General features: G+C 60.2%; 22 protein-coding genes. 16 read left to right on the top strand and 6 right to left on the bottom strand.

Going from position 1 to position 26,021, the window contains the following annotated elements; genetic code table 11:
• Positions 1-149 precede the first annotated feature (149 nt).
• Complete coding sequence (paaZ, locus tag Electrica_RS13395; protein ID WP_131049792.1) at positions 150-2,195, bottom strand: phenylacetic acid degradation bifunctional protein PaaZ; 2,046 nt, start codon at positions 2,193-2,195, stop codon at positions 150-152.
• A gap of 286 nt (positions 2,196-2,481) precedes the next feature.
• Between paaZ and paaA the strand changes: the two genes are divergently transcribed.
• The 13 genes from paaA (at position 2,482) to paaY (ending at position 13,989) form a co-directional block, all read left to right on the top strand.
• On the top strand, positions 2,482-3,411 hold the full coding sequence (paaA, locus tag Electrica_RS13390) for a 1,2-phenylacetyl-CoA epoxidase subunit PaaA (RefSeq protein WP_131049793.1): 930 nt from the start codon (positions 2,482-2,484) through the stop codon (positions 3,409-3,411).
• Positions 3,412-3,422: 11 nt separating this feature from the next.
• Positions 3,423-3,710, top strand: coding sequence for a 1,2-phenylacetyl-CoA epoxidase subunit PaaB (gene paaB, locus Electrica_RS13385; RefSeq protein ID WP_131049794.1), 288 nt, complete (start codon positions 3,423-3,425; stop codon positions 3,708-3,710).
• A gap of 7 nt (positions 3,711-3,717) precedes the next feature.
• Positions 3,718-4,473, top strand: coding sequence for a 1,2-phenylacetyl-CoA epoxidase subunit PaaC (paaC, locus tag Electrica_RS13380; protein WP_131049795.1), 756 nt, complete (start codon positions 3,718-3,720; stop codon positions 4,471-4,473).
• A 12-nt stretch (positions 4,474-4,485) separates the two neighbouring features.
• A complete protein-coding gene (gene paaD / locus Electrica_RS13375) occupies positions 4,486-4,983 on the top strand; it encodes a 1,2-phenylacetyl-CoA epoxidase subunit PaaD (protein WP_131049796.1) in 498 nt (165 codons plus the stop codon).
• A 7-nt stretch (positions 4,984-4,990) separates the two neighbouring features.
• A complete protein-coding gene (gene paaE / locus Electrica_RS13370; protein ID WP_141964691.1) occupies positions 4,991-6,061 on the top strand; it encodes a 1,2-phenylacetyl-CoA epoxidase subunit PaaE in 1,071 nt (356 codons plus the stop codon).
• Entirely contained in the window at positions 6,058-6,825 is a 768-nt protein-coding gene (gene paaF, locus Electrica_RS13365) for a 2,3-dehydroadipyl-CoA hydratase PaaF (protein ID WP_131049798.1), read from the top strand. The genes paaE and paaF overlap by 4 nt, the downstream gene beginning before the upstream one ends.
• 2 nt (positions 6,826-6,827) lie before the next feature.
• Positions 6,828-7,616 carry a 2-(1,2-epoxy-1,2-dihydrophenyl)acetyl-CoA isomerase PaaG gene (gene paaG, locus Electrica_RS13360; protein WP_131049799.1) on the top strand — a complete coding sequence of 263 codons (789 nt, stop codon included), beginning with the start codon at positions 6,828-6,830 and terminating at the stop codon, positions 7,614-7,616.
• A gap of 3 nt (positions 7,617-7,619) precedes the next feature.
• Positions 7,620-9,062 (top strand): 3-hydroxyacyl-CoA dehydrogenase PaaH, encoded by a 1,443-nt coding sequence (gene paaH, locus Electrica_RS13355; RefSeq protein WP_141964690.1) that lies wholly within the window; start codon positions 7,620-7,622, stop codon positions 9,060-9,062.
• The gene (paaI, locus tag Electrica_RS13350) at positions 9,052-9,474 is read left to right on the top strand and encodes a hydroxyphenylacetyl-CoA thioesterase PaaI (RefSeq protein WP_131049801.1); all 423 of its coding nucleotides are present in this window, start codon (positions 9,052-9,054) and stop codon (positions 9,472-9,474) included. The genes paaH and paaI overlap by 11 nt, the downstream gene beginning before the upstream one ends.
• Positions 9,474-10,679 (top strand): 3-oxoadipyl-CoA thiolase, encoded by a 1,206-nt coding sequence (gene pcaF / locus Electrica_RS13345; protein WP_141964689.1) that lies wholly within the window; start codon positions 9,474-9,476, stop codon positions 10,677-10,679. The genes paaI and pcaF overlap by 1 nt, the downstream gene beginning before the upstream one ends.
• A gap of 26 nt (positions 10,680-10,705) precedes the next feature.
• Positions 10,706-12,022: a phenylacetate--CoA ligase PaaK gene (gene paaK / locus Electrica_RS13340; RefSeq protein WP_131048986.1), complete on the top strand. Its 1,317-nt coding sequence runs from the start codon at positions 10,706-10,708 to the stop codon at positions 12,020-12,022.
• Between the two features lie 434 nt (positions 12,023-12,456).
• A complete protein-coding gene (paaX, locus tag Electrica_RS13335) occupies positions 12,457-13,383 on the top strand; it encodes a phenylacetic acid degradation operon negative regulatory protein PaaX (RefSeq protein WP_167686237.1) in 927 nt (308 codons plus the stop codon).
• Positions 13,384-13,392: 9 nt separating this feature from the next.
• Entirely contained in the window at positions 13,393-13,989 is a 597-nt protein-coding gene (gene paaY, locus Electrica_RS13330) for a phenylacetic acid degradation protein PaaY (RefSeq protein ID WP_141964687.1), read from the top strand.
• 111 nt (positions 13,990-14,100) lie between these two features.
• Here the strand turns inward: paaY and azoR are convergent, their stop codons facing one another.
• Complete coding sequence (gene azoR, locus Electrica_RS13325) at positions 14,101-14,706, bottom strand: FMN-dependent NADH-azoreductase (protein WP_131048989.1); 606 nt, start codon at positions 14,704-14,706, stop codon at positions 14,101-14,103.
• Positions 14,707-14,964: 258 nt separating this feature from the next.
• Between azoR and hrpA the strand changes: the two genes are divergently transcribed.
• Positions 14,965-18,810 carry an ATP-dependent RNA helicase HrpA gene (gene hrpA, locus Electrica_RS13320; protein WP_266095185.1) on the top strand — a complete coding sequence of 1,282 codons (3,846 nt, stop codon included), beginning with the start codon at positions 14,965-14,967 and terminating at the stop codon, positions 18,808-18,810.
• 795 nt (positions 18,811-19,605) lie between these two features.
• Here the strand turns inward: hrpA and Electrica_RS13315 are convergent.
• On the bottom strand, positions 19,606-20,265 hold the full coding sequence (locus Electrica_RS13315) for an O-methyltransferase (RefSeq protein WP_141964685.1): 660 nt from the start codon (positions 20,263-20,265) through the stop codon (positions 19,606-19,608).
• A 325-nt stretch (positions 20,266-20,590) separates the two neighbouring features.
• Positions 20,591-21,865 carry a Glu/Leu/Phe/Val family dehydrogenase gene (locus Electrica_RS13310; protein WP_141964684.1) on the bottom strand — a complete coding sequence of 425 codons (1,275 nt, stop codon included), beginning with the start codon at positions 21,863-21,865 and terminating at the stop codon, positions 20,591-20,593.
• 547 nt (positions 21,866-22,412) lie between these two features.
• On the opposite strand from Electrica_RS13310, the gene Electrica_RS13305 reads away from it, so the two are divergent.
• A complete protein-coding gene (locus Electrica_RS13305) occupies positions 22,413-23,207 on the top strand; it encodes a YdcF family protein (RefSeq protein WP_141964683.1) in 795 nt (264 codons plus the stop codon).
• 73 nt (positions 23,208-23,280) lie between these two features.
• Here Electrica_RS13305 and gap read toward each other — a convergent pair whose 3' ends face one another.
• Positions 23,281-24,294: a type I glyceraldehyde-3-phosphate dehydrogenase gene (gene gap, locus Electrica_RS13300; protein WP_141964682.1), complete on the bottom strand. Its 1,014-nt coding sequence runs from the start codon at positions 24,292-24,294 to the stop codon at positions 23,281-23,283.
• 254 nt (positions 24,295-24,548) lie between these two features.
• Here gap and Electrica_RS13295 point away from each other — a divergent pair, with 254 nt between their 5' ends.
• Positions 24,549-24,884, top strand: coding sequence for a gamma-glutamylcyclotransferase family protein (locus Electrica_RS13295; RefSeq protein ID WP_141964681.1), 336 nt, complete (start codon positions 24,549-24,551; stop codon positions 24,882-24,884).
• A gap of 62 nt (positions 24,885-24,946) precedes the next feature.
• Here the strand turns inward: Electrica_RS13295 and Electrica_RS13290 are convergent, their stop codons facing one another.
• Positions 24,947-25,975: an LLM class flavin-dependent oxidoreductase gene (locus tag Electrica_RS13290; RefSeq protein ID WP_100685169.1), complete on the bottom strand. Its 1,029-nt coding sequence runs from the start codon at positions 25,973-25,975 to the stop codon at positions 24,947-24,949.
• Between the last annotated feature and the right edge of the window lie 46 nt (positions 25,976-26,021).

Raw genomic sequence — 26,021 nt, 5'->3', positions numbered from 1 at the left:
GCTGGCCGGTTGGCGTTTGTTTGCTCTTGCCAGGTTGTTTGTCAGATTTGCCAGTTATGCCTGGAACACCGCCGGGCGGGGCGCAAAAAATGCCTCCGCAGAGGCATCGTGAACAGTCCTGCATGCCGAAGCGGCGGGGCAGGCAGCGTTTAATCGGCAAAGTCGCCGCGCTGGCGGGCCACCAGCGTCAGGATGGAATAGAGTGCCACCGGCTGCTGGTGCTGATTGAATATCTCTACCGCCCACTCCACCACCCCGGTCGCTTTCTCCTCGGCGCTACGCTGGCGCTTCACCGTTTTACGCTTGCAGGTCAGGCGAACCTGAATGGTATCGCCCGGTTTCACCGGCTCGATAAAGCGCAGGTTTTCCATGCCATAGTTAGCGATAACCGGCCCGACGCCGGCATCGACAAACAGCCCGGCCGCCGCGGAGATCAGGAAATAACCGTGGACCACGCGCTCGCCGAAAATGGAGTCTGCGGCGGCAATTTTGTCCATGTGCGCATAGAAGTGATCGCCGCTGAGACAGGCAAAATTGACGATATCCGCTTCGCTCAGCGTGCGGCGCGGGGTCAGCAGGCTATCGCCGGGCTGGATCTCTTCAAAATATTTACGGAACGGATGAATACGATCCTCGCTGACTTCGGCGCCGCGAACCCACTGCTGACCGATGGCGGCCAGCATCGTCGGGCTGCCCTGAACCGCGGTACGCTGCATATAGTGTTTCACCGCGCGCAAACCGCCGAGTTCTTCGCCGCCGCCAGCGCGACCCGGCCCGCCGTGAACCAACTGCGGCAGCGGTGAACCGTGGCCGGTGGACTCGACGGAAGAGATCTGGTTGAGGACCTGGATACGACCATGTGCACGGGCGGCGCCGAGAATAAACTCCCGCGCCAGCTCGCCGCTGGCGGTTACCAGCGTGGCGACCAGGCTGCCTTCGCCGGCGCGCGCCAGCGACAGGGCGTGCTCGCGATGTTGATACGGCATCAGGGTGGCAACCGGGCCGAAGGCTTCGATGGCATGCACCGCCGGGGTTTCATCCGGCTGCGGGCAGAACAGCAGCGTCGGCGGGAAGAAGGCGCCGGCGGCGTTAAGATCGGCCTGACCGCCGAGCAGAACCTCGCACCCGGCCTGAATCAGCGCGTTGACATTGTCCTGTACATCCTGGCGCTGCTCCTGGCTGACCAGCGCGCCCATTTTTATCCCTTCCTGCGCCGGGTCACCGACGGTGACTTTCTGCAGACGGGCAATCAGCGCTTCGCTGACCGCATCAACCTGGGCCTGCGGAACGAGGATGCGGCGAATCGCGGTACATTTCTGCCCGGCTTTGGTGGTCATCTCGCGCACCACTTCGCGGATAAACAGGGCAAATTCCGGCTGTTCGGGGGTGATGTCCTCTGCGAGCACGCAGCAGTTCAGCGAATCGGCCTCCATGGTGAAGGGGATCGATTTCGCGACCAGGTTCGGGTGTACGCGCAGCTGCTGGCCGGTATGGGCGGAGCCGGTAAAGGTCACCACATCCTGGCTATCCAGGTGATCGAGCAGATCGCCCGCGCCGCCGCAAATCAGGCTGATGGCCCCGTCCGGTACCAGCCCGCTGTCGATGATCGATTTGACCATGGCCTGGGTCAACTGGGCGGTGGCGGTGGCTGGCTTGATGATGGCCGGCATCCCGGCAAGCCAGGTTGGCGCCAGCTTTTCCAGCATGCCCCAGCAGGGGAAATTAAAGGCGTTGATATGCACCGCGACGCCGGATTTTGAGGTCAGAACATGACGAGCGGCAAAACCTCCCTGTTTCGACAGCGGGATCAGTTCATCTTCCGGCCACAGCGTATCGTCCGGCAGCTCGCGACTGCCGAGGCTGGCGTAGGTAAACAGCGTGCCGATCCCACCTTCAATATCGACCCAGCTATCGCCGCGGGTCGCCCCGGTTTGCGCTGAAATGGCATAAAACGCCTCTTTTTCTGCCAGCAGGTGTTTCGCCACCGCTTTCAGCATCGCGCTACGTTCGATAAAGGTCATGGCCTGTAACGCCTTAGCGCCGTGGTCGATGGCAAAACGGCGCGCCTGCGCCATATCCAGCCCTTCGCTGGTGACGTCCCATAATGCCTCACCGCTGATGGCGTGGCGAAGCGTGCGGGCGCGGCCCCGACCGCTCTGCCAGGCGCCGGATAAATAGCTGGCTAACTGCTGCATGGCGAATCTCCAATGTGTTACGTTAAATATCGATAAATAGTTATTTTATGAATCATGAAATGCAAACGACTATTTAATAATTTATTAACATTGTGATCGCGGGCGCGTCGTGTCTTGCCGCATGTAGCCTGCTTTCAGGCGCTGATAAGGCGATTTTTTGTCGTTACCATCACAAAAAACACAAACAAAATTTGTGGATTTATTTAACCTTGGCGTAACTTTTATAAAACAAAATGATTCACAAATACATGTTTGATGAATTTATCGGAATCATAAAGGTGATGACGTGACAGAAGAACAACGCTTTGAGCAGCGGATCGCGCAGGATACGGCCATCGAACCGCAGGACTGGATGCCGGATGCCTACCGCCAGACGCTGATCCGTCAGATTGGCCAGCACGCGCACTCGGAAATCGTCGGCATGCTGCCGGAAGGCAACTGGATTACCCGCGCGCCGACGCTGCGCCGCAAGGCGATTCTGCTGGCGAAGGTGCAGGATGAGGCCGGACATGGCCTGTATCTGTATAGCGCGGCGGAGACGCTCGGCTGCGCCCGGGAAGACTTGTATCAGAAGTTGCTCGACGGGCAGATGAAATACTCCTCGATCTTTAACTACCCGACGCTGAGCTGGGCGGATATCGGCGTGATCGGCTGGCTGGTCGACGGCGCCGCCATCGTCAACCAGGTGGCGCTGTGCCGGACCTCCTACGGCCCCTACGCCCGGGCAATGGTCAAAATCTGCAAAGAGGAGAGCTTTCACCAGCGTCAGGGGTTTGAAGCCTGCATGGCGCTGGCCGAGGGCAACGAAGCGCAGCGTCAGATGTTACAGGATGCGATTAACCGCTTCTGGTGGCCGGCCCTGATGATGTTTGGCCCGAGCGACGATAACTCGCCGAACAGCGCGCGCAGCATGGCGTGGAAAATCAAACTGCACTCCAACGACGAACTGCGTCAGCGCTTTGTCGATAACACCGTACCGCAGGTGGCGATCCTCGGCATGACCGTGCCGGACGCCGATTTGCAGCTGGATGAGGCCAGCGGCCATTACCGCTTCGGCGAGATCGACTGGCAGGAATTTAACGAGGTGATCGCCGGGCGCGGCATTTGTAACCACGAACGCCTGGCCGCCAGGCGTAAAGCCTGGGAAGAGGGGGCATGGGTGCGGGAAGCCGCGCTGGCGCATGCGCAAAAACAACACACCCGCGACGTGGCATAAGGAGAAGCAGGATGAGCAACGTTTACTGGCCGTTATATGAAGTCTTTGTCCGCAGCAAACAGGGGTTATCCCATCGTCACGTCGGCAGCCTGCACGCCGCCGATGATCAGATGGCGCTGGAAAATGCCCGCGACGTCTACACCCGTCGCAGCGAAGGCTGCTCGCTGTGGGTGGTGAAAGCCAGCCAGATAGTCGCCTCCCAGCCGGAAGAACGCGGCGAGTTTTTTGACCCGGCGGAGAGCAAAGTCTATCGCCATCCGACTTTCTACCGCGTGCCGGACGGCATGGAACATATGTGAGGCAACGATGACCAACCTGAATCCCGTTGCAACCTATGCGCTGCGTCTCGGCGATAACGGCCTGGTGCTGGCCCAGCGCTTAGGCGCGTGGTGCGGCCATGCCCCGGAGCTGGAAATCGATCTCGCGCTGGCCAATATCGGCCTCGATCTGCTGGGCCAGGCGCGCAACTTCCTCAGCTATGCGGCAGAGCTTATCGGGAGCGGCGATGAAGATACCCTGGCCTATGGTCGGGATGAACGTCAGTACGGCAATTTACTGCTGGTGGAGCAGCCAAACGGCAACTTCGCCGACACCATCGCCCGCCAGTTCTTTATCGATGCCTGGCACGTGGCGCTGTTTACCCGGCTGATTAATAGCCGCGATGCGCAAATTGCCGCCATCGCCGCCAAGGGGCTTAAAGAAGTGCGCTATCACCTGCGCTTCAGCCGCGGCTGGCTGGAACGTCTGGGCAACGGCACCGAGGTGTCGGCGCAGAAAATGCAGCAGGCGGTCGATGGCCTGTGGCGCTTTACCGGCGAACTGTTCCTCGCCGACGCGCTGGAAATCACCCTTGCCGAACAGGGTATTGCCGTTGACCCGCGCGACCTGCAGGCGGAGTGGCGGAGTACGGTCCACACTGCGCTGCTCGACGCCGGCTTGCAGATCCCGCAACAGGCGGCGTTTCGCCACGGCGGCAAACAGGGGCTGCACAGCGAACATCTCGGGCCGTTGCTGGCGGAAATGCAGTATCTGCAACGCGCTTACCCCGGTCAGCAGTGGTAACAGGAGGTGGCTATGCAACGTCTTGCCGCTATCGCGCCCGCAGAAGTCCACGCTATCTGGGCGCTGTTAAGCGAGATCCCCGACCCGGAAGTGCCGGTGCTGACCATTACCGACCTCGGCATGGTGCGCAGCGTGGCGCCGCACGACGAAGGCTGGGTGATTGGCTTCACGCCAACCTACTCAGGCTGCCCGGCAACCGAGCATTTGCTGGGCGAGATCCGCGCGACGATGGCCCGCCACGGCTATACGCCGGTGCATGTTGTCCTGCAGCTTGACCCGCCGTGGACCACCGACTGGATCAACCAGGATGCCCGCGAACGTCTGCGCCAGTACGGCATCAGTCCGCCGCAGGGGCACGCCTGCCACGCCGGTCTGCCGCAGGAGGTGGTTTGCCCGCGCTGCGGCAGCGTACACACCACGCCGATCAGTGAATTCGGTTCGACGGCCTGTAAAGCGCTTTACCGCTGCGACAGCTGCCGTGAACCCTTTGATTACTTTAAATGTATTTGAGGTTGCCATGACGACGTTTCATTCGCTTACCGTCGCGAAAGTGGAGCCGGAAACCCGCGATGCGGTGACCATAACCTTTGCGATTCCCGACGCGCTGCAGGCGGAGTACGCCTTCCGTCCGGGCCAGCACCTGACGGTGAAAGCCCGCCTCGGCGGGGAAGAACTGCGCCGCTGCTACTCCATCTGCCGCAGCCGCTCGCCCGCAGAAATCAGCGTGGCGGTCAAAGCCATCGACGGCGGGCGTTTCTCCCGCTATGCGCAGCGCGATATCTGCCAGGGGATGGTGCTGGAGGTGATGGTGCCGCAGGGGCACTTCGGCTACCAGCCGCAGGCCGGGCGCGAGGCCCACTATCTGGCGATTGCCGCCGGATCCGGCATCACGCCGATGATGGCGATTATTAGCGCCACGCTGGCCAGCGAAACGAACAGCCGCTTCACCCTGATTTATGGTAACCGCAGCAGTAGCAGCATGATGTTCCGTCAGGCGCTGGCGGACTTAAAAGACCGCTATCCGCAAAGACTACAGGTGGTGCATCTGTTCAGCCAGGAGTCGATGGACAGCGATTTGCTGCAGGGGCGCATTGATGGCGAAAAACTGCGCGCGCTCTCCGCCAGACTGCTCGATTTCAGCCGCTTCGACGAGGCCTTTATTTGCGGCCCGACGCTGATGATGGATGAAGCCGAAACGGCGCTGCGCGAGCTGGGGATGGCGCAAAACCGGATTCATCTCGAGCGCTTTAATACGCCAGGCAGCAGCGTTAAACGCGCCGCCGGCGTGCAGGCGGAAGGCCGCACCGTCACGATTCGTCAGGACGGCCGCGATCGGCAGATTGCCCTCAGCGCGGAAGATGACAGCATTCTCGATGCGGCGCTGCGCCAGGGGGCGGATTTGCCCTTTGCCTGTAAAGGCGGCGTCTGCGCCACCTGCAAATGTAAAGTGCTGCGCGGCGAAGTGGCGATGGCGGCCAACTACAGCCTGGAAGCGGACGAACTGGCCGCCGGATATGTGCTGAGCTGCCAGGCGCTGCCGACCAGCGGCGATGTGGTGGTCGACTTTGACGCAAGGGGAATGGCATGAGCGATCTGCTGATAACCCGTCACCAGCGGGTCCTGCTGCTGACCCTCAATCGTCCGCAGGCGCGGAATGCCTTGAATAACGCGCTGCTGACGCAGATTGCCGATGCGCTGGACGCGGCGGCGGCTGACCCGGATATCCGTGCCTGTGTGATCGGCGGCAACTGCCGTTTCTTTGCCGCTGGCGCCGACCTCAACGAAATGGCGGAAAAAGACCTGCCCGCCACGATGGATGATATTCGTCCACGTCTGTGGGCGCGGATTGATGCGTTTGCGAAGCCGCTGATCGCCGCGGTCAACGGCTACGCCCTTGGCGCGGGCTGCGAGCTGGCGCTGCTCTGCGACCTGGTGGTGGCGGGCGATAACGCGCGCTTCGGCCTGCCGGAAATCACTCTCGGTATTATGCCCGGCGCCGGAGGCACCCAGCGACTGATCCGCTGCGTCGGGAAAGCGCTGGCCAGCCGGATGGTGCTGAGCGGCGAAAGTATTGATGCGCAGCGGGCGCAACAGGCCGGGCTGGTGTGCGATATCACTCCGGCGCTGTTGACCGATGAATATGCCCTGAAGCTGGCGGCGACCATCGCCGGTCATTCGCCGCTGGCGCTGCGTGCGGCGAAACAGTCGCTGCGCCAGGCGCAGGAAGTGAGCCTTCAGGCCGGACTTCAGCAGGAGCGCCAGCTGTTTACGCTGCTGAGCGCCACCGACGATCGCCGCGAAGGTATTGCCGCCTTCTTACAAAAACGAACCCCGGAATTTAAAGGACGCTAATCGTGGATGCTTTTATTCTCAGCGAAGTAGAACAGGGTGTGATGACGATTACCTTTAACCGCCCGGATCGTCTGAACAGCTTTAACGACCTTATGCATCAGCAGCTGGCGGCCTGTCTGACTCAGGCCGAGCGCGATGAGAACGTGCGCTGCCTGCTGATTACCGGCGCCGGCCGCGGTTTTTGCGCCGGTCAGGATTTAAACGATCGCAACGTCGACCCCAGCGGTCCGCCGCCGGATCTGGGTCTGTCCGTTGAGCGTTTCTATAACCCGCTGGTACGCCGTCTGGCGGCGCTGCCGAAGCCGGTGATTGCCGCGGTGAACGGCGTGGCGGCCGGTGCGGGCGCCACCCTCGCACTGGGCTGCGATATTGTCCTTGCCGCGCGGTCGGCGAATTTTGTCATGGCCTTCAGCAAGCTGGGGCTGGTCCCCGACTGCGGCGGTAGCTGGTTCCTGCCGCGGGTGGCCGGGCGCGCCCGGGCAATGGGGCTGGCGCTGCTCGGGGAGAAGCTCAGCGCCGAACAGGCCGCGCAGTGGGGGATTATCTGGCAAGTGGTGGCGGACGCCGAACTGGCCGACACCAGTCGTCAGCTGGCCCGCCATCTGGCGGCGCAGCCGACCTTCGGTCTGGGGCTTATCAAAAAAGCGCTGCAGGCCGCAGAGACCAACGGCCTCGATGCGCAGCTCGATCTTGAGCGCGATTATCAGCGTCTGGCCGGACGCAGCGATGACTATCGGGAAGGCGTCAGCGCCTTCCTGGCGAAGCGTCCTCCACAGTTCAGCGGGAAATAGACCATGAGCCAAACACTGCAAACCGTCGCCGTGATCGGCGCGGGCACCATGGGGGCTGGCATTGCGGAAGTGGCCGCTGCGGCCGGACATCCGGTTCTGCTCTACGATATCGCCGCCGAGGCGCTGACCCGCGCGGTGGAAGGTATGGGTCAGCGTCTGGCCGCCCGCGTGGCGCGTGGCAAGCTGACGGCGGACCAGGCGGCTGCGCTGACCGCCCGGATTGTGCCGGTGACGGAGCTTTCCGCGCTGTCCGATGCCTGGCTGGTGATTGAAGCGGCGTCAGAGCGCCCGGATGTCAAAAAAGCGCTTTTCAGCCAGCTGGCGACGATCTGCTCCCCGTCAACGCTGCTGACCAGCAATACCTCATCGATCTCGATTACCGCCATTGCCGCTGACGTTAAGCACCCTGAACGGGTGGCCGGGCTGCACTTCTTTAACCCCGCGCCGGTGATGAAACTGGTGGAGGTGGTCAGCGGCCTGGCGACATCGCCGGAAGTGGTTGAACAGCTGTGTCGGTGCGTGACGGCATGGGGAAAACAGCCGGTACGCTGCCGCTCGACGCCGGGCTTTATCGTCAACCGCGTGGCGCGGCCGTTTTATGCCGAAGCGTGGCGGGCGCTGGAGGAGCAGGTGGCTCCCGCGGCGGTGATTGATGCCGCATTGCGCGACGGCGGCGGTTTCCCGATGGGGCCGCTGGCGCTGACCGACCTGATTGGTCAGGACGTCAACTTCGCCGTGACCTGTTCGGTCTTTAACGCCTTCTGGCAGGAGCGCCGTTTTCTGCCGTCACTGGTGCAGCAGGAGCTGGCGCTGGCCGGGCGTCTGGGCAAGAAGAGCGGCCAGGGCGTCTATCGCTGGCCCATTGAGAGCGCATCCGTACCGTCGCTGCCCGCCGTGGCTGAGACTCGCAGTGCCAAAACCGTTTGCACGACAGGTGACAGTGTCACCGGAAGGGTGGCGATCGCGCTGGACGACGTGCGACTGCTGGAAACGGAAGGTGAAACCGCCCAGGCGCTGAGCGTGCGGTATGGCTGTCCGGTAGTGGTGTATGACTATTGCGCGGGTGACACCGTGGTTCTGGCAACGGCGGCGACGAACCTGGCGTCGGCAACCGACAAAGCGGTGCGCTATTTCCAGCAGCAGGGCAAAAAAGTGCTGCTGATTGCCGATTATCCCGGCCTGCTGGTCTGGCGCACCCTCGCCATGCTGATTAATGAAGCCCTCGACGCGGTGCAAAAAGGGGTCGCCAGCCCGGAAGATATCGATACCGCGATGCGCCTGGGCGTCAACTATCCGCATGGCCCGCTGGCGTGGGGCGAATCTTTAGGCTGGCAGCGCGTGCTGCGTCTGCTGGAGAACCTGCAACAGCACTATGGCGAAGAGCGTTATCGCCCCGGTTCCTTACTGCGCCAGAAGGCGCTGGTGGAGAAGCGTAATGAGCAATGAGGCCTGGCGCAACGCGCGCGCGATGTACGAAAAAGATACCTGTGCCAGAACCCTGGGCATCGAGATGATTGAAATGGATGACGGCTATGCGCAGATGAGCATGACCGTCTCGCCAGCCATGCTTAACGGCCATCAGACCTGTCACGGCGGGCAGCTGTTTTCGCTGGCCGACACCGCATTTGCCTACGCCTGCAACAGCCAGGGGCTGGCGGCGGTGGCTTCTGCCGCCAGTATCGACTTCCTGCGTCCGGCCTTTGCCGGCGACCGACTGGTCGCCACGGCAAGAGTCAAGCAGCAGGGGAAACTGACCGGCGTCTACGACATTGAAATCGTTAATCAACAACACAAGATTGTGGCCCTGTTTCGCGGCAAATCGCACCGCATCGGCGGCACAATAACGGGAGAAGTCTGATGCGTGACGCCTTTATCTGTGATGGGATTCGTACGCCGATTGGTCGTTACGGCGGGGCGCTGGCCAGCGTCCGCGCCGATGATTTAGCCGCCATTCCGCTGCGCGAATTGCTAAGTCGTAATCCGGTTCTCGATCCATCGGCTATCGATGATGTGATTTTCGGCTGCGCGAACCAGGCCGGGGAAGATAACCGCAACGTGGCGCATATGGCGACGCTGTTGGCGGGCTACCCGCAGACGGTCTCCGGCACCACCATCAACCGGCTGTGCGGTTCCGGGCTGGATGCGATCGGTTTTGCCGCGCGCGCCATCAAAGCCGGGGAGGCGGATCTGATGATTGCCGGCGGCGTGGAATCGATGTCGCGGGCGCCGTTTGTGATGGGCAAAGCCAGCGCGCCGTTCCAGCGTCAGGCCGAGCTGTTTGATACCACCATCGGCTGGCGTTTTGTGAACCCGCTCATGCAGCAACAATTTGGCACTGACAGTATGCCGGAAACGGCAGAGAATGTAGCTGAATTGTTAAATGTCAGCCGGGCCGATCAGGATGCCTTCGCTTTTCGCAGCCAGCAGCGGACGGCGAAAGCGCAGCGGGCGGGGATTCTGGCGCAGGAAATCGTGCCGGTACAGATTATTGGCAAGAAGGGGGCGCAGAGCGCGGTTGGCGAGGATGAACATCCGCGTGCCGAGACCACCCTCGAACAGTTGGCGGGGTTAAAGACGCCCTTTCGCAAAGGCGGCGTGGTCACCGCCGGAAACGCCTCCGGGGTGAACGATGGCGCCGCCGCGCTAATTATCGCCAGCGAACGGCAGGCGCGGGCGCAGGGGTTAACCCCGCGAGCGCGAATTGTGGCGATGGCGACCGCGGGCGTGGAGCCAAAGTTTATGGGGCTGGGGCCGGTGCCGGCGGTACGCAAAGTGCTGGAGCGCACCGGACTGAATATTAACGATATGGATGTTATCGAACTGAACGAAGCCTTTGCTGCGCAGGCCCTGGGCGTGCTCAGGCAGTTGGGTCTGGCGGACGATGCGGAGCATGTTAACCCCAACGGCGGCGCTATCGCCTTAGGTCATCCCTTGGGAATGAGCGGCGCGCGGCTGGCATTGAGCGCCAGCCTTGAGCTGCAGCGACGGAACGGGCGCTATGCGCTGTGTACGATGTGTATTGGCGTGGGTCAGGGCATTGCCATGATCCTTGAGCGAGTGTGAGCGATTTTACCTGCGAGTACCCTAAAATGATAACTAATACAAAATTAGATCCGATTGAAACTGCTTCTCGTGACGAATTACAAGCTTTGCAAACCCGGCGCCTGAAATGGACGCTGAAACATGCCTATGACAATGTGCCGATGTACCGGCGTAAATTTGCTGCGGCGGGCGTCCATCCTGACGATTTTCGCGAACTGAGCGACCTGAGCAAGTTCCCGTGCACCACCAAACAGGATCTGCGCGATAACTATCCGTTTGATACCTTTGCGGTCCCGATGGAACAAATTGTGCGTATTCACGCCTCTTCCGGTACCACCGGCAAACCGACGGTGGTGGGCTATACGCAAAATGATATCGACACCTGGGCCAACATCGTTGCCCGCTCCCTGCGCGCGGCGGGCGGTACGGCAAAAGATAAAATTCATGTCGCCTACGGTTACGGCCTGTTCACCGGCGGTCTCGGCGCCCACTACGGCGCAGAGCGCCTGGGGGCCACGGTGATCCCGATGTCCGGCGGCCAGACGGAAAAACAGGCGCAGCTGATCCGCGATTTTCAGCCGGACATGATCATGGTCACGCCGTCCTACTGCCTGAATCTGATTGAAGAGCTGGAACGCCAGATGGGCGGCGACGCCAGCGGCTGCTCGCTGCGGGTCGGGGTCTTCGGCGCCGAGCCGTGGACGCTGGCGATGCGGGCGGAGATTGAGCGTCGCCTGGGGATCTCGGCGCTGGATATTTACGGCCTGTCGGAAGTGATGGGACCGGGGGTGGCGATGGAGTGTCTGGAAACCGCCGACGGCCCGACCATTTGGGAAGATCACTTCTTCCCGGAAGTGGTTAACCCCAACGACGGTACGCCTCTGGCGGATGGCGAACATGGCGAGCTGCTGTTTACCACGCTGACCAAAGAGGCGCTGCCGGTGATTCGCTACCGTACCCGCGATCTGACCCGCCTGCTGCCGGGTACCGCGCGCACCATGCGCCGGATGGATCGCATCAGCGGGCGCAGCGACGATATGCTGATTATTCGCGGGGTAAACGTCTTCCCGTCCCAGTTGGAAGAGGAGATCCTTAAAGTCGAGCATCTGTCGCCGCACTATCAGCTGGAAGTCAATCGCCGCGGCCATCTTGATTCACTTTCGGTGCGCGTTGAGCTAAAAGAGAGCAGCTTGTCGCTCAGTCATGAACAGCGCTGCCAGATCTGCCATCAGCTGCGCCACCGTATTAAGTCGATGGTCGGGATCTCGACCGACATCAGCATCGTCAACTGCGGCAGTATCCCTCGCTCGGAAGGCAAGGCCTGCCGCGTCTCCGACCGGCGCAAAATCGTCGCCAACGGTTAATCTTTCCCCCGGAGGCGGCGCCTGAGGCGCCTTGTCCGGGCTACCGTCCGCGCGGGCTGAGGCCTGCAACCCGGCTAAGGCATGCTTGTAGCCAGGCTAAGGCACACTTGTAGCCCGGCTAAGGCGTTCACGCCGCAAGCCGGGGAGTGACGGCAGTGGATTAGACACTCTGACCCTTCGCGCCGCATTTTTCCCCGGAGGCGGCGCCTGTGGCGCCTTGTCCGGGCTACCGTCCGCGCGGTCTGGGGCCTGCAGCCCGGCTAAGGCACGTTTGTAGCCCGGCTAAGGCGCGCTTGTAGCCCGGCTAAGGCGTTCACGCCGCAAGCCGGGTAAGGCGGCAGTGCATTGACTGGCGCAGACAGGTGCGCGCACCGCCTCCGGATTTCCCTGTGCTATGATTCAGAAAGGACAACAATAACAACAGAATGAATCAGATGAGTAAACTCGATACTTTTATTCAACAGGCGGTCGAAGCGATGCCCATCAGCGGTACTTCGCTGATTGTCTCGCTGTACGGCGACTCATTGCTACAACGCGGTGGCGAAGTGTGGCTCGGCAGCGTGGCCGCGCTGCTGGAAGGGCTGGGCTTTGGCGAACGGTTCGTGCGCACGGCGCTGTTCCGGCTGAACAAAGAGGAGTGGCTGGATGTGGTGCGCATCGGCCGCCGCAGTTTCTATCGTCTGAGCGACAAAGGACTGCGCCTGACGCGCCGGGCGGAGCATAAAATCTACCGCGCCAGCGCGCCGGAATGGGACGGGACCTGGCTGCTGCTGCTGTCGGAAGGACTGGAGAAAAATCAGCTGGCGGAAGTGAAAAAGCAGCTGCTGTGGCAAGGCTTTGGCGCGCTGGCACCGAGCCTGCTGGCTTCGCCATCGCAGAAGCTGGCGGACGTGCAATCTCTGCTGCACGAAGCGGGCGTGGCGGAAAACGTGATCTGTTTTGCCGCCCACTCGCCACTGGCGCTCTCCCGGGCGGCGCTGCGCGCCCGCGTTGAAGAGTGCTGGCATTTGACCGAGCAGAACACGATGTACGACGCCTTTATTGCCCTGTTTCGCCCGCTGCTGCCGCTGCTGCGCGATGCGGCCACCGACGAGTTAACGCCGCAACGTTGCTTCCAGATCCAGCTGCTGCTGATCCATTTCTATCGTCGCGTGGTGCTCAAAGATCCGCTGTTGCCGGAGGAGCTCCTGCCTGCGCACTGGGCCGGACAAACCGCGCGCCAGCTGTGCATCAATATTTACCAGCGGGTGGCGCCGGGCGCGCTGATCTTCGTCGGCGAAAAAGGCGAAAGCTCGGTGGGGGAACTGCCTGCACCGGGGCCGCTCTATTATCAGCGTTTTGGCGGCTTGCCAGGCGCCTAAGGAGGCTTGATGCCGATTTATCAGATTGACGGTATGACCCCGGTGGTACCGGATGAAAGCTATGTGCATCCCACGGCGGTACTGATTGGCGATGTGATCCTCGGGAAAGGCGTGTACATTGGCCCCAATGCCAGCCTGCGCGGCGACTTTGGGCGTATTGTGGTGAAAGACGGCGCTAACATTCAGGATAACTGCGTGATGCACGGCTTCCCCGGTCAGGATACGGTGGTGGAAGAGGACGGGCATATTGGCCACGGGGCGATTCTTCACGGTTGCATCATTGGCCGCAACGCGCTGGTGGGGATGAGCGCGGTGATTATCGACGGCGCGACCATCGGCGAAAACAGCTTTGTTGGCGCATCGGCGTTTGTGAAGGCGAAAGCCGAGATGCCGGCCAACCATCTGATTGTCGGCAGCCCGGCCAAAGCGATCCGCACCCTGAGCGAGCAGGAGATCGCATGGAAAAAACAGGGGACGCGGGAGTATCAGGTACTGGTTGAGCGCTGCCAGCAGACGCTGCGTCAGGTGGAGCCGCTGAAAGAGGTGGAGCCGCAGAGAAAACGACTGGAGTTTGATGAAAACCTGCGGCCGAAATCATCATCCTGAATCCGTTTGAGGGTTTACAGGCAGATTGGGCTGCTGATTTTACGAGGCATCGCGTAAGGTGGGTGACGGGGAGAAGACACTCCCACCGGGCGGTGGGAGTGGCAATCTATATTACGCGGCAACCACGCTGTCGATGGCCGCTTTGGCATCGGACTGTGCTTTGGCTGCGACTTCCGGGCCGTAAGCAATGCCTTCTGCGAAGACAAAGTTCACATCGGTGATACCGATGAAGCCGAGGAAGGTAGACAGGTACGGCGTGACCAGGTCGGTCGGGGTATCTTTATGGATACCGCCACGGCTGGTCAGTACGACCGCACGTTTACCGGTCACCAGACCTTCCGGTCCTTTTTCGGTGTAGCGGAAGGTCACACCGGCGCGAGCCACCAGGTCGAAGTAGTTTTTCAGCTGGGTCGGGATGTTGAAGTTATACATCGGCGCCGCGATAACAATCACATCGTTTGCCTGCAGTTCAGCAATCAGTTCGTCAGACAGCGTCAGCGCTTCCTGCTGGCGCGGAGTCAGCGGCGTGTCGCTCGGACGCAGCGCGCCAACCAGTTCACCATCCAGTACCGGAATCGGATTGGCGGCCAGATCACGCACGGTGATCACGTCTTCAGCGTGCTGTTCACGCCATTGTTCAACAAAATAGTCGGACAGCTGACCGGATTGTGAGTACCCTGCCAGAATACTGGATTTCAGTACTAATACTTTGCTCATGGGTGTTTCCTTATATGAGGTTGACGGGTCGATGCCCTGGTGCTTGTTGACACTTTATTCACAATCATGCCACAGAGAAAGCGCAATAAATCGAACTCTGTATTCAATTTTTTTGAACAAGGCATGCGATTCGCAGATGTGGTAATATACAGCAATACATCAAAAGAGATTTTTCCCGGCAGTGCGCTGCCCGATAACGCTATGACAGAACAACAAAAGTTCACCTTCTCTCTGCTATTCCAACAGCTTGATGGCCTGATGCTGCGCGACAAGTCACGCTTCTCCCGTCGCCTGCATGGCGTGAAGAAGGTTAAAAATCCTGAATCCCAGCAGGCCATTCTTCAGGAGATGGCGCAAGAGATCGAACAAGCCGCAGGGAGAGTCCTGCTGCGTGAAGCATCGCGTCCGACGATTACCTACCCGGAAAATTTGCCGGTCAGCCAGAAAAAAGATGAGATTTTGCAGGCGATTCGCGACCATCAGGTGGTGATTGTGGCGGGGGAGACCGGCTCCGGTAAAACCACCCAGCTGCCGAAAATCTGCATGGAGCTGGGGCGCGGGGTGAAAGGGCTGATTGGCCACACGCAGCCGCGTCGACTGGCGGCGCGCACCGTCGCCAACCGCATTGCCGAAGAGCTGCAAAGCGAGCCGGGCGGCTGCATCGGCTATAAAGTCCGTTTTAGCGACCACGTTAGCGACAACACCATGGTCAAGCTGATGACCGACGGTATTCTGCTGGCGGAAATCCAGCAGGATCGGCTGTTGATGCAGTACGACACCATCATCATCGATGAAGCGCACGAACGTAGCCTGAACATCGACTTCCTGCTCGGCTATCTGCGCGAGCTGCTGCCGCGTCGCCCGGACCTGAAAATTATTATCACCTCGGCGACCATCGACCCGGAACGCTTTTCGCGCCACTTTAACAACGCGCCGATTATCGAAGTGTCCGGGCGGACTTATCCGGTGGAAGTGCGCTATCGGCCAATCGTTGAAGAGGCCGACGACAGCGAACGCGATCAGCTGCAGGCGATTTTCGATGCCGTTGATGAACTGGGGCGTGAAAGCCCCGGCGACATTCTGATCTTTATGAGCGGCGAGCGGGAAATCCGCGATACCGCCGATGCGCTCAATAAGCTTAATTTGCGCCATACCGAAGTGCTGCCGCTGTATGCGCGCTTATCGAACAGCGAGCAGAACCGCGTCTTCCAGTCCCACAGCGGGCGGCGGATCGTGCTGGCGACCAACGTCGCCGAAACCTCGTTGACCGTGCCGGGCATTAAGTATGTTATCGACCCCGGTACCGCGCGCATCAGCCGCTACAGCTACCGTACCAAAGTGCAGCGGCTGCCGATTGAACCGGTGTCGCAGGCCTCCGCTAACCAGCGTAAAGGGCGCTGCGGTCGTGTTTCCGAAGGGATCTGTATTCGTCTCTATTCGGAAGACGATTTCCTCTCGCGCCCGGAATTTACCGACCCGGAAATTCTGCGCACCAACCTGGCGTCGGTTATTCTGCAAATGACCGCCCTCGGGCTGGGCGATATCGCCGCTTTCCCGTTCGTTGAGGCGCCGGATAAGCGCAATATCCAGGACGGCGTGCGCCTGCTTGAGGAGCTGGGGGCGATTACCACCGACGAGCAGCAGACCGCCTATAAGCTGACACCGATGGGCCGTCAGCTCAGCCAGCTGCCGGTGGACCCACGCCTGGCGCGGATGGTACTGGAAGCGCAACAGCATGGCTGCGTGCGTGAAGCGATGATCATCACCTCGGCGCTCTCCATTCAGGACCCGCGTGAACGCCCGATGGACAAACAGCAGGCCTCCGATGAGAAGCATCGCCGCTTCCATGATAAAGAGTCCGACTTCCTCGCGTTTGTTAACCTGTGGAACTACCTCGGCGAGCAGCAAAAGGCGCTCTCCTCGAACCAGTTCCGTCGCCAGTGCCGCACCGATTTTCTCAACTATCTGCGAGTGCGCGAATGGCAGGATATCTACACCCAGCTGCGCCAGGTGGTGAAAGAGCTGGGGCTGCCGATTAACAGCGAACCGGCGGAGTATCGCGAAATTCATACCGCGCTGCTGACCGGTCTGCTGTCGCACATCGGGATGAAAGATAACGATAAGCAGGAGTTTACCGGCGCGCGCAATGCGCGTTTCTCTATCTTTCCGGGCTCCGGTTTGTTCAAGAAGCCACCGAAGTGGACGATGGTCGCCGAACTGGTGGAGACCAGCCGCCTGTGGGGACGGATTGCCGCGCGCATCGATCCGGAATGGATCGAGCCGGTGGCGCAGCATCTGCTTAAACGCTCCTACAGCGAACCGCACTGGGAGCGGGCGCAGGGGGCGGTGATGGCGACGGAAAAAGTGACCGTCTACGGTCTGCCGATCGTCGCCGCGCGTAAAGTGAACTATAGCCAGATAGACCCGGCGCTGTGCCGTGAGCTGTTTATCCGCCACGCGCTGGTGGAAGGGGACTGGCAGACGCGTCATGCCTTCTTGCGCGACAACCTCAGGCTGCGTACGGAAATTGAAGAGCTGGAGCACAAATCGCGCCGCCGCGACATTCTCGTCGATGACGAAACGCTGTTTGAGTTCTACGACCAGCGCATCAGCCACGATGTGATCTCCGCGCGCCACTTCGATAAGTGGTGGAAAGCGGCCAGCCGCGAAACGCCGGATCTGCTCAACTTCGAAAAGAGTATGTTGATCAAAGAGGGGGCGGAGCAGGTCAGTAAGCTCGACTATCCGAACTTCTGGCATCAGGGCAACCTGAAGCTGCGGTTGACCTATCAGTTTGAACCGGGCGCCGATGCGGACGGGGTGACGGTACATATTCCGCTGCCGTTGCTCAACCAGGTGGAAGAGGCCGGGTTTGAGTGGCAGATCCCCGGCCTGCGCCGCGAGCTGGTTATCGCGCTGATTAAATCGCTGCCGAAACCGGTACGGCGTAACTTTGTACCGGCGCCGAACTACGCCGAGGCATTTTTAGGCCGCGCGACGCCGCTGGCGCTGCCGCTGCTGGATTCGCTGGAGCGCGAGCTACGGCGAATGAGCGGCGTGACCATCGACCGCGAGGCCTGGCAGTGGGAACAGGTGCCCGATCATCTGAAAATCACCTTCCGGGTGGTGGATGACAAGAACAAAAAGCTGGCGGAAGGGTGCTCGCTAGCGGATCTCAAAGAGGCGTTGAAGGGTAAAGTGCAGGAGACGCTTTCTGCGGTTGCCGACGATGGCATCGAGCAGAGCGGGCTGCATATCTGGAGTTTTGGTCAACTGCCGGAGAGCTACGAGCAAAAACGCGGCAACTATCAGGTGAAAGCCTGGCCGGCGCTGGTGGATGAACGTGACAGCGTGGCGATTAAGCTGTTTGATAATCCGCTGGAGCAGCAGCAGGCGATGTGGCAGGGGCTGCGCCGTTTGCTGCTGCTGAATATCCCGTCGCCGATTAAGTATCTGCACGAGAAGTTGCCGAATAAAGCCAAACTGGGGCTCTATTTTAACCCTTACGGCAAAGTGCTGGATCTGATTGATGACTGTATCTCCTGCGGCGTCGATAAGCTGATTGATGAAGCAGGCGGCCCGGTGTGGAGCGAAGAGGCGTTTGCCGCGCTGCATGAAAAAGTGCGCGCCGAACTGAACGAAACGGTGGTGGAGATAGCCAAACAGGTCGAACAGATTCTGACCGCGGTGTTCAACATCAATAAGCGGCTGAAAGGGCGCGTCGACATGAGCATGGCGCTGGGGCTGTCGGATATCAAAGCGCAGATGGGCGGGTTGGTCTATCGCGGTTTCGTCACCGGCAACGGCTTCCGTCGGCTGGGGGATACCCTGCGCTATCTGCAGGCGATTGAAAAACGGCTGGAGAAAATGGCCATCGATCCGCACCGCGACCGGGCGCAGATGCTTAAGGTGGAGAGTATCCAGCAGGCCTGGCAGCAGTGGCTGAATAAGCTGCCGCCGGGACGTCGTGGGGATGCGGATGTGCAGGAGATTCGCTGGATGATTGAGGAGCTGCGCGTCAGCTTCTTCGCCCAGCAGCTCGGTACGCCGTATCCCATTTCCGACAAGCGGGTACTGCAGGCGATGGAGCAGATAGTCCCCTGATCCCGGCGGCGTTGCCTGATCCGGCCTGCGGGTTTCCCGGGGTTCCCCCGGTCGTGAACGGCCTGCACGACGTTTGTAGGCCCGATAAGCGCAGCGCCATCGGGCAGTCCTGCGCAGATAGCCGGATGGCGGCGTTGCTTGATCCGGCCTGTGGGTTTCCCGGGGCTCCCCCGGTCGTTAACGGCCTGCACGATATTGTAGGCCCAATAAGCGCAGCGCCATCGGGCAGTCCTGCGCAGATAGCCGGATGGCGGCGTTGCCTTATCCGGCCTGTGGGGTTTCCCGGGGCCCTCCCGGTCCTGAACGGCCTGCACGACGTTTGTAGGCCCGATAAGCGTCGCGCCATCGGGCAGTCCTGCGCAGATAGCCGGATGGCGGCGTTGCCTTATCCGTCCTGTGGGTTTCCCGGGGTTCCCCCGGTCGTGAACGGCCTGCACGATATTTGTAGGCCCGATAAGCGCAGCGCCATCGGGCAATCCTGCGCGGATAGCCGGATGGCGGCGTTGCCTGATCCGGCCTGTGGGGTTTCCCGGGGCTCCCCCGGTCGTTAACGGCCTGCACGATATTTGTAGGCCCGATAAGCGCAGTGCCATCGGGCAGTTCTGCGCGGATAGCCGGATGGCGGCGTTGCTTTATCCGCCCTGTGGGGTTTCCCGGGGCTCCCCCGGTCGTTAACGGCCTGCACGACGTTTGTAGGCCCGATAAGCGCAGCGCCATCGGGCAGTCCTGCGGAGATAGCCGGATGGCGGCGTTGCTTGATCCGTCCTGCGGGTTTCCCGGGGGATCCTCTGTCGTCTATGCATTCACCCACGCCAGGGTAAAACCATCCCAGCCTTTGCTGCCTACCGTTTGCAGCGCCGTGACCGTCAGGCGCGGATCGCGGGCCATCATCTCGATAAAGCGTCGTACACCCTGCACGCGGTCGTCCTCGCTGTGCGGGTTCACCACCTCGCCGTCGCGCACCACGTTATCGCCGATAATCAATGTTCCCGGTCGGGAATAGCGCAAGGCCCAGCGCAAATAGTCGGGATTACTGGGTTTATCGGCGTCGATGAAAATCATGTCGAAAGCGGGGCGATCGCCGAGAGCTTCCAGTGATTGCAGCGCGGGGCCTTCCCGCAGTGTGACCCGATCGTCGACGCCCGCCAGGCGCAGATTTTCCCTCGCCACCGCGGCATGATGCGCATCGGCTTCCAGGGTCAGCAGCTCGCCATCTTCCGGCAGCTCACGGGCCATCCAGATGGAGCTATATGCACCGAGCGTGCCGATTTCCAGCACCCGTTGCGCCCGTACCATTCGCACCAGCAGCGCCAGAAACTGCCCCTGGTTTGCGGCGACGTCGTGAGCGGGTAGCCCGGTGCGCTGATTGTTCGCCAGCACCTGTGCGAGCAGCGGATCGTGGGGAATTAAAGTATCAACCAGATAACTGTCAACGGCAGACCATTTTTGTTGCATAAGCGATTTCCCGCGTTACATCCCTGATGAGTCAGACCAGCCGCCTCCCTGCAACCGGTATCAATCCATCTGCGCCTGCAGCAGATTGTTTTTCACCTGCACGACGCTCATTTGCGTGGCGCCAGGTGTCGAGATATCCACCCAGGCATTGGCGGTTGAGGAACGACGCAAGAATGCTGTCGCCCAGGCTCCATAAGCGTAGCGGATTATCGGGCAGAGGGAGGCCAGTGGAATGCCCGGGCGCACGGGCAAAAAAAAGGTTCATCGCGCTTAAGCGTGAACCAAAAAAAGCCCGGGCCATCGCCCGGGCGGTGGTCGCTGCATCTTAACCCGGATAGATACCGCGATCTTTACGCGCCATCAGGATGCGTTCACAGGCGACGATATAGGCTGCGGTACGCAGTGAGCACGCTTTGTCAGCGGCCTTCTCGCAGACGTGGATGATAGCGTCCGTCATGATGCGGTCCATTTTGGCGTTAATCTCCTCCTCGCTCCAGAAGAAGCTTGCCATGTCCTGGACCCATTCGAAGTAGCTGACGGTCACGCCGCCGGCGTTGCAGACAACGTCCGGAACCACGACGACGCCGCGTTCGGCAAGGACATCATCCGCTTCCGGATAGGTCGGGCCGTTCGCCCCTTCCAGCACCAGTTTACAGGTCAGTTTTTCCGCGCGCTCGCGCGTGATCTGGCCTTCCAGCGCGGCGGGGATCAGAATGTCCATCCGGGTGGTCCAGAAGGCCTCTTTATCAATTTCATGGGCACCCGGGAAACCGGCAATTTGCTTCTTCTCAGCCTGCCATGCGGTCAGGGCAGCCATATCAATGCCCCCTTCGTTATACAGGGTGGAGGTGTGGTCCTGAATCACCACGATACGCGCGCCCGCTTCGGCGAACAGACGTGCGGCTTCACTACCAACGTTACCGAAACCTTGCAGCGCCACTTTCGCGCCCTCAATTTCAACGCCACAACGACCGGCGACTTCACGGCCGGTAATAAAGACGCCGCGACCGGTCGCTTTTTCACGTCCCAGCGAACCGCCGAGGTGAATCGGCTTGCCGGTTACCACGCCGGTAATGGTGGTGCCATGGTTCATGGAGTAAGTATCCATCATCCACGCCATCACTTTACCGTTGGTGCCGACGTCCGGGGCCGGGATATCTTTCTGCGGCCCGATGATCAGACCGATTTCGCTGGTATAGCGGCGGGTCAGACGTTCCAGTTCGCCCTCTGACAGGCTGAACGGGTCGACGCGCACGCCGCCTTTAGCCCCGCCGTAAGGAATATTGACCGCGGCGCACTTGATGGTCATCCAGGCAGAAAGTGCCATCACTTCGTTCAGGTCAACGTCCGGATGGTAGCGAACACCACCTTTACCCGGTCCGCGCGATAGATTGTGCTGAACGCGATAACCTTCAAAGTGACGGATAGTGCCATCATCCATCTGCACCGGAATGTCGACAATCAGCGCGCGTTTGGGATGACGCAGGGTTTCCACCCAGTAAGCGAGATCGCCCAGATAAGGCGCGACGCGGTCGATCTGGCGCAGGTAGGTTGTCCATGGAGATGTATGACTTTCAGATGCGTAAGATAACTTTTCCATAAGAGTCCTGTTCTTAATGTTATTTATGGCGTGTGAAACCGTGGAAGAGGTACAGCAGTAAACTCTGTGCAATGAATGTTATCACCAATTTTATAAACCGGTATTTGACGGCCATTGCGAATTTTAAATTTTTGTTAGAAATTTGGTTTTTTTGAGTGCATAACTACGCAGCGAAAAATGCGCTCATGTTGTGCATTTATATGCATATTTATGCTATATAGTGAATGATAAAATAAATTTTTCATATTTATCATTATCTTGATGGCCTTCAAAAAGTTAATAAAATGATAATGCTGGTATTGACTTTGTTACGTGACAGGGCCAGGTGTGGAAGCGTGAAGCGCACAAAATATTAACCGTGAATTAACAAATACCCATAAATATAAAAAGGCTTTCTTTACGGCGAAGAAATCAGGCGCAAGCCGATCGTTTTAGCTATGGTAGGGTCGTTTACTGACCTGTTACCGTTGATGACCCGGCGCTGCGGGCGGCGGTTTATGCTATGCCGGACGTCCTTGATGGATGCGATGGCGTGAAAGGAGCGAGTATGACTGAGCATTTCCCATCCCTGCCGGAGGCCACGCTGGCGGCGGCCAACCGCCTGGGCCAGTGGCTGGCGCTGGATGACTTTACCGTCCAGGCGTCGGCGGTGGATATTGTGGTGCTGGCGGGCAATGCGGTGATCCCGACCATCGACGCCGCCTGTCGACTGGCGGCTGATGTCGGGGTACCGCTGCTGATTAGCGGCGGGGTCGGTCACTCCACCGTCTTTCTCTACGACGCGGTACGTAACGATCCGCGCTATCGGTCAGTGCCGGTCGATGGACGTCCGGAGGCGCATATCCTCGCCGATATTGCCCACCTTTTCTGGCATATCCCCCGCGACAAGATTGTGGTCGAGGACCGCTCCACCAACTGCGGCGAGAACGCGCGCTTTACCCGCGAGAGGCTGGCGGCGACGGGATTGGCTCCTCGCGCCGGCGTCGTGCTCCAGGATCCGACGATGCAGCGGCGGACCATGGCGACGTTTGCCCGCGTCTGGCAGGGCGAGGCGGCCATGCCGCAGTGGTACAGTATGCCGGGCTGCGCACCGCTGCTGGGCAATACGGCAAACGGGCTGGCTTTTTGCGGTGATTCTGTCGGACTGTGGCCGGTCGGGCGCTATCTGTCGCTGATTCTTGGCGAGCTGCCGCGACTGCTGGATGCGCCTCAGGGATACGGCCCGCGCGGAAAAGATTTTATCGTCCATGTGGATATCCCCGCGCAGATCCTTGACGCCGGACAACGACTGAGTGAAGACAGCCTGCTGAGCGACGCGCTGAATGCCCGGGCGCCTGGCTGAGGGGCGTCCGTTTACACATCAGCGCCGGATGTTGGCCGACAAAAAAGCGGATAGCCGGGCTACCCGCCTGGTTTCACCGCCGCGCTGGCTGGCGGGCAAATTTATCCAGCACGCGGATGAGCTGGGTGACAAAACCGTACTCGTTATCGTACCAGGCCACGGTTTTGACCAGCTGCAGGTCGCCAGCTTCGGCGACTTCAAGCTGGGTGGCATCGTAAATCGAGCCGAAGTGGCTGCCGATAATATCGGAAGAGACGATCTCTTCTTCGGTATAGCCGAAGGACTCGTTGTTCTCCGCCGCTTGCTTCATCGCCTGATTAACCTCATCGGCGGTGACTTTTTTCTCCAGGATGGAGACCAGTTCAGTGACTGAGCCGGTTTTGGTCGGCACGCGCTGGGCGTGGCCCTTCAGCTTGCCGCTGAGCGCAGGAATAACCAGTCCGATAGCTTTCGCCGCCCCGGTGGTATGCGGGATGATGTTTTCCGCCGCCGCGCGCGAGGCGCGTAAATCTTTCCCCCGCGGGCCGTCGACCAGCGACTGCGTGCCGGTGTAGGCATGAATAGTGGTCATGGTGCCGAGCTTAATGCCGAAGGCGTCGTTGAGGACTTTGGCCATCGGCGCCAGGCAGTTGGTGGTACAGGAGGCGACGGAAATGATGGTGTCATCGGCGGTCAGGGTATCGTCGTTGACGTTATAGACGATGGTCTTCATGTCGCCGGCCGGGGCGGAAATCAGGACTTTCTTCGCCCCGGCATCGAGGTGAGCCTGCGCCTTCCCGGTTGATGTGTAGAAGCCGGTGCACTCGACAATCAGTTCTGCGCCCACCGCTGTCCACGGAATATGCCGGGCCTCTTTCTCGGCATAGACGGTAATTTTTTTACCGTTCACGATGAGCGCATCTTCCGTAAAATCAACGCTCCACGGGAACGGCCCGTAGTTTGAATCATGTTTTAACAGATAGGCCAGCACCTTCGGCGAGGTCAGATCGTTGATCGCCACCACTTCAAGCGGGCTGTTCACTTCCAGTAAACGGCGTAATACCAGACGTCCGATACGACCAAAGCCATTAATCCCAAGTTTGCTCATGTGAAGCCTCCGGTAGGATGGTGAGTGAGGTTGTGGGTATAAGACAAGACACTCCAGGCATACTCTACTGATGGTGAATCGGCAACCCGGAAAGCCTGTCTGTCCGCTAAGCGCTTGAAAAGCGCTGTAGAAAAATTAATCAATGCGGGAGGGCGGGCTATCCATGTTGCCACGTCTTGCTAAGCGCCGCGTTCCCTCGTATTTTGAACCTCTTCACCGCCCGTCGGGCATGAGTGACTTTGCGACGAGGAATCATGGAACGCTTATTTGTCTACGGTACGCTACGTCCGGGGCATGAAAATGCCCCCATTCTGGAAAATATCGGCGGCGAGTGGTTGCCGGGCTGGGTGCACGGCACGTTTTATGCGCGCGGCTGGGGAGCCGCTGCCGACTTCCCGGGAATCGTTCTCGATACTGACGGTCCCCGGGTCGACGGTTATCTCTTTATATCGGATAAACTTGCCGCGCACTGGCCGATGCTGGATGAGTTTGAAGAGGGCTACGACCGCGTGGCGGTCGAGGTGACGACGGCTGAAGAGCAGCGCGTGACCGCGTGGATCTATCAGCTTCAGCCGCCGACCTGTCCGTAAGCCATCCCGGCGGCGCAGGGGGACGCCCCGCAGGTTGTTAACGGGCGGGGCGTTGAGATGGCTTACTTGTCGCGCCAGCCCATCGCCGGCGCAACATGTCGCAGTATGGACTCGATGACGTGCACGTTGTAGTCGACGCCGAGCTGATTCGGCACGGTCAGCAGCAGCGTATCCGCCTCGGCAATCGCCTCATCCTGCTGCAACTGGGCGATCAGCTTGTCCGGCTCGGCGGCATAGCTGCGACCGAAAATAGCGCGGGTCTTCTCGTCGAGGAAACCAACTTTATCGCTGTCGTCATGGCTGGAGCCAAAATAGCGCCGGTCCCGATCGTCCATCAGGGCAAAAATGCTGCGGCTGACCGAGACGCGCGGCGTGTGCGTATGCCCGGCCTGCGCCCAGGCGTCGCGATAGGCGCGGATCTGTTTCGCCTGTTGGATATGGAACGGTTCGCCGGTTTCATCGTCTTTCAGGGTTGAGCTTTGCAGGTTCATACCCAGTCTGGCGGCCCACTCCGCCGTGGCATTCGAACCGGCTCCCCACCAGATGCGCTCGCGCAGTCCGGCGGAATGGGGTTCCGGGCGCAGCAGACCCGGCGGGTTGGGGAACATCGGCTGCGGATTGGGTTTGGCAAAGCCTTCGCCGCGCAGGACGTCCAGCAGGACCTCAGTATGCCGACGCGCCATATCGGATTCATTTTCCCCTTCACCAGGGACGTAACCGAAATAGCGCCAGCCATCGATCACCTGCTCCGGGGAGCCCCGGCTGACGCCCAGCTGCAGGCGTCCGCCGGAGATCAAATCCGCCGCGCCGGCATCTTCGGCCATGTACAGCGGGTTTTCATAACGCATATCGATAACGCCGGTGCCTATCTCAATATGCCGGGTTCTGGCGCCGATCGCCGCCAGCAGAGGAAAAGGCGAGCTGAGCTGGCGGGCAAAGTGGTGCACTCTGAACCAGGCGCCGTCAGCGCCCAGCTCTTCCGCGGCCACCGCCAGATCGATGGATTGCAGCAACGCGTCAGCGGCCGAGCGGGTGGCGGACTGCGGCGATGGCGTCCAGTGACCAAATGACAAAAATCCAATCTTTTTCATGACGTCGTTATCCTGGTTTTCAGGGAAATATTTAGCAGACGGGCGC

It is taken from the genome of Klebsiella electrica, from assembly GCF_006711645.1.
Classification (GTDB): Bacteria; Pseudomonadota; Gammaproteobacteria; order Enterobacterales; family Enterobacteriaceae; genus Klebsiella; species Klebsiella electrica.
The sequence above is the reverse complement of the archived record's forward strand: the minus strand, read 5'-3'. Positions and strand labels throughout refer to the sequence as shown.

What these genes read in the sequence shown, in the direction of transcription:
- paaE (WP_141964691.1), top strand. Translation starts at nt 4,991, where the DNA reads ATGACGACGTTTCATTCGCTTACCGTCGCGAAAGTGGAGCCGGAAACC.
- Electrica_RS13295 (WP_141964681.1), top strand. Translation starts at nt 24,549, where the DNA reads ATGGAACGCTTATTTGTCTACGGTACGCTACGTCCGGGGCATGAAAAT.
- paaK (WP_131048986.1), top strand. Translation starts at nt 10,706, where the DNA reads ATGATAACTAATACAAAATTAGATCCGATTGAAACTGCTTCTCGTGAC.
- paaD (WP_131049796.1), top strand. Translation starts at nt 4,486, where the DNA reads ATGCAACGTCTTGCCGCTATCGCGCCCGCAGAAGTCCACGCTATCTGG.
- paaF (WP_131049798.1), top strand. Translation starts at nt 6,058, where the DNA reads ATGAGCGATCTGCTGATAACCCGTCACCAGCGGGTCCTGCTGCTGACC.
- paaY (WP_141964687.1), top strand. Translation starts at nt 13,393, where the DNA reads ATGCCGATTTATCAGATTGACGGTATGACCCCGGTGGTACCGGATGAA.
- hrpA (WP_266095185.1), top strand. Translation starts at nt 14,965, where the DNA reads ATGCTGCGCGACAAGTCACGCTTCTCCCGTCGCCTGCATGGCGTGAAG.
- gap (WP_141964682.1), bottom strand. Translation starts at nt 24,294, where the DNA reads ATGAGCAAACTTGGGATTAATGGCTTTGGTCGTATCGGACGTCTGGTA.
- Electrica_RS13305 (WP_141964683.1), top strand. Translation starts at nt 22,413, where the DNA reads ATGACTGAGCATTTCCCATCCCTGCCGGAGGCCACGCTGGCGGCGGCC.
- azoR (WP_131048989.1), bottom strand. Translation starts at nt 14,706, where the DNA reads ATGAGCAAAGTATTAGTACTGAAATCCAGTATTCTGGCAGGGTACTCA.
- paaI (WP_131049801.1), top strand. Translation starts at nt 9,052, where the DNA reads ATGAGCAATGAGGCCTGGCGCAACGCGCGCGCGATGTACGAAAAAGAT.
- paaB (WP_131049794.1), top strand. Translation starts at nt 3,423, where the DNA reads ATGAGCAACGTTTACTGGCCGTTATATGAAGTCTTTGTCCGCAGCAAA.
- pcaF (WP_141964689.1), top strand. Translation starts at nt 9,474, where the DNA reads ATGCGTGACGCCTTTATCTGTGATGGGATTCGTACGCCGATTGGTCGT.
- paaC (WP_131049795.1), top strand. Translation starts at nt 3,718, where the DNA reads ATGACCAACCTGAATCCCGTTGCAACCTATGCGCTGCGTCTCGGCGAT.
- paaH (WP_141964690.1), top strand. Translation starts at nt 7,620, where the DNA reads ATGAGCCAAACACTGCAAACCGTCGCCGTGATCGGCGCGGGCACCATG.
- Electrica_RS13310 (WP_141964684.1), bottom strand. Translation starts at nt 21,865, where the DNA reads ATGGAAAAGTTATCTTACGCATCTGAAAGTCATACATCTCCATGGACA.
- Electrica_RS13315 (WP_141964685.1), bottom strand. Translation starts at nt 20,265, where the DNA reads ATGCAACAAAAATGGTCTGCCGTTGACAGTTATCTGGTTGATACTTTA.
- paaZ (WP_131049792.1), bottom strand. Translation starts at nt 2,195, where the DNA reads ATGCAGCAGTTAGCCAGCTATTTATCCGGCGCCTGGCAGAGCGGTCGG.
- paaX (WP_167686237.1), top strand. Translation starts at nt 12,457, where the DNA reads ATGAGTAAACTCGATACTTTTATTCAACAGGCGGTCGAAGCGATGCCC.
- Electrica_RS13290 (WP_100685169.1), bottom strand. Translation starts at nt 25,975, where the DNA reads ATGAAAAAGATTGGATTTTTGTCATTTGGTCACTGGACGCCATCGCCG.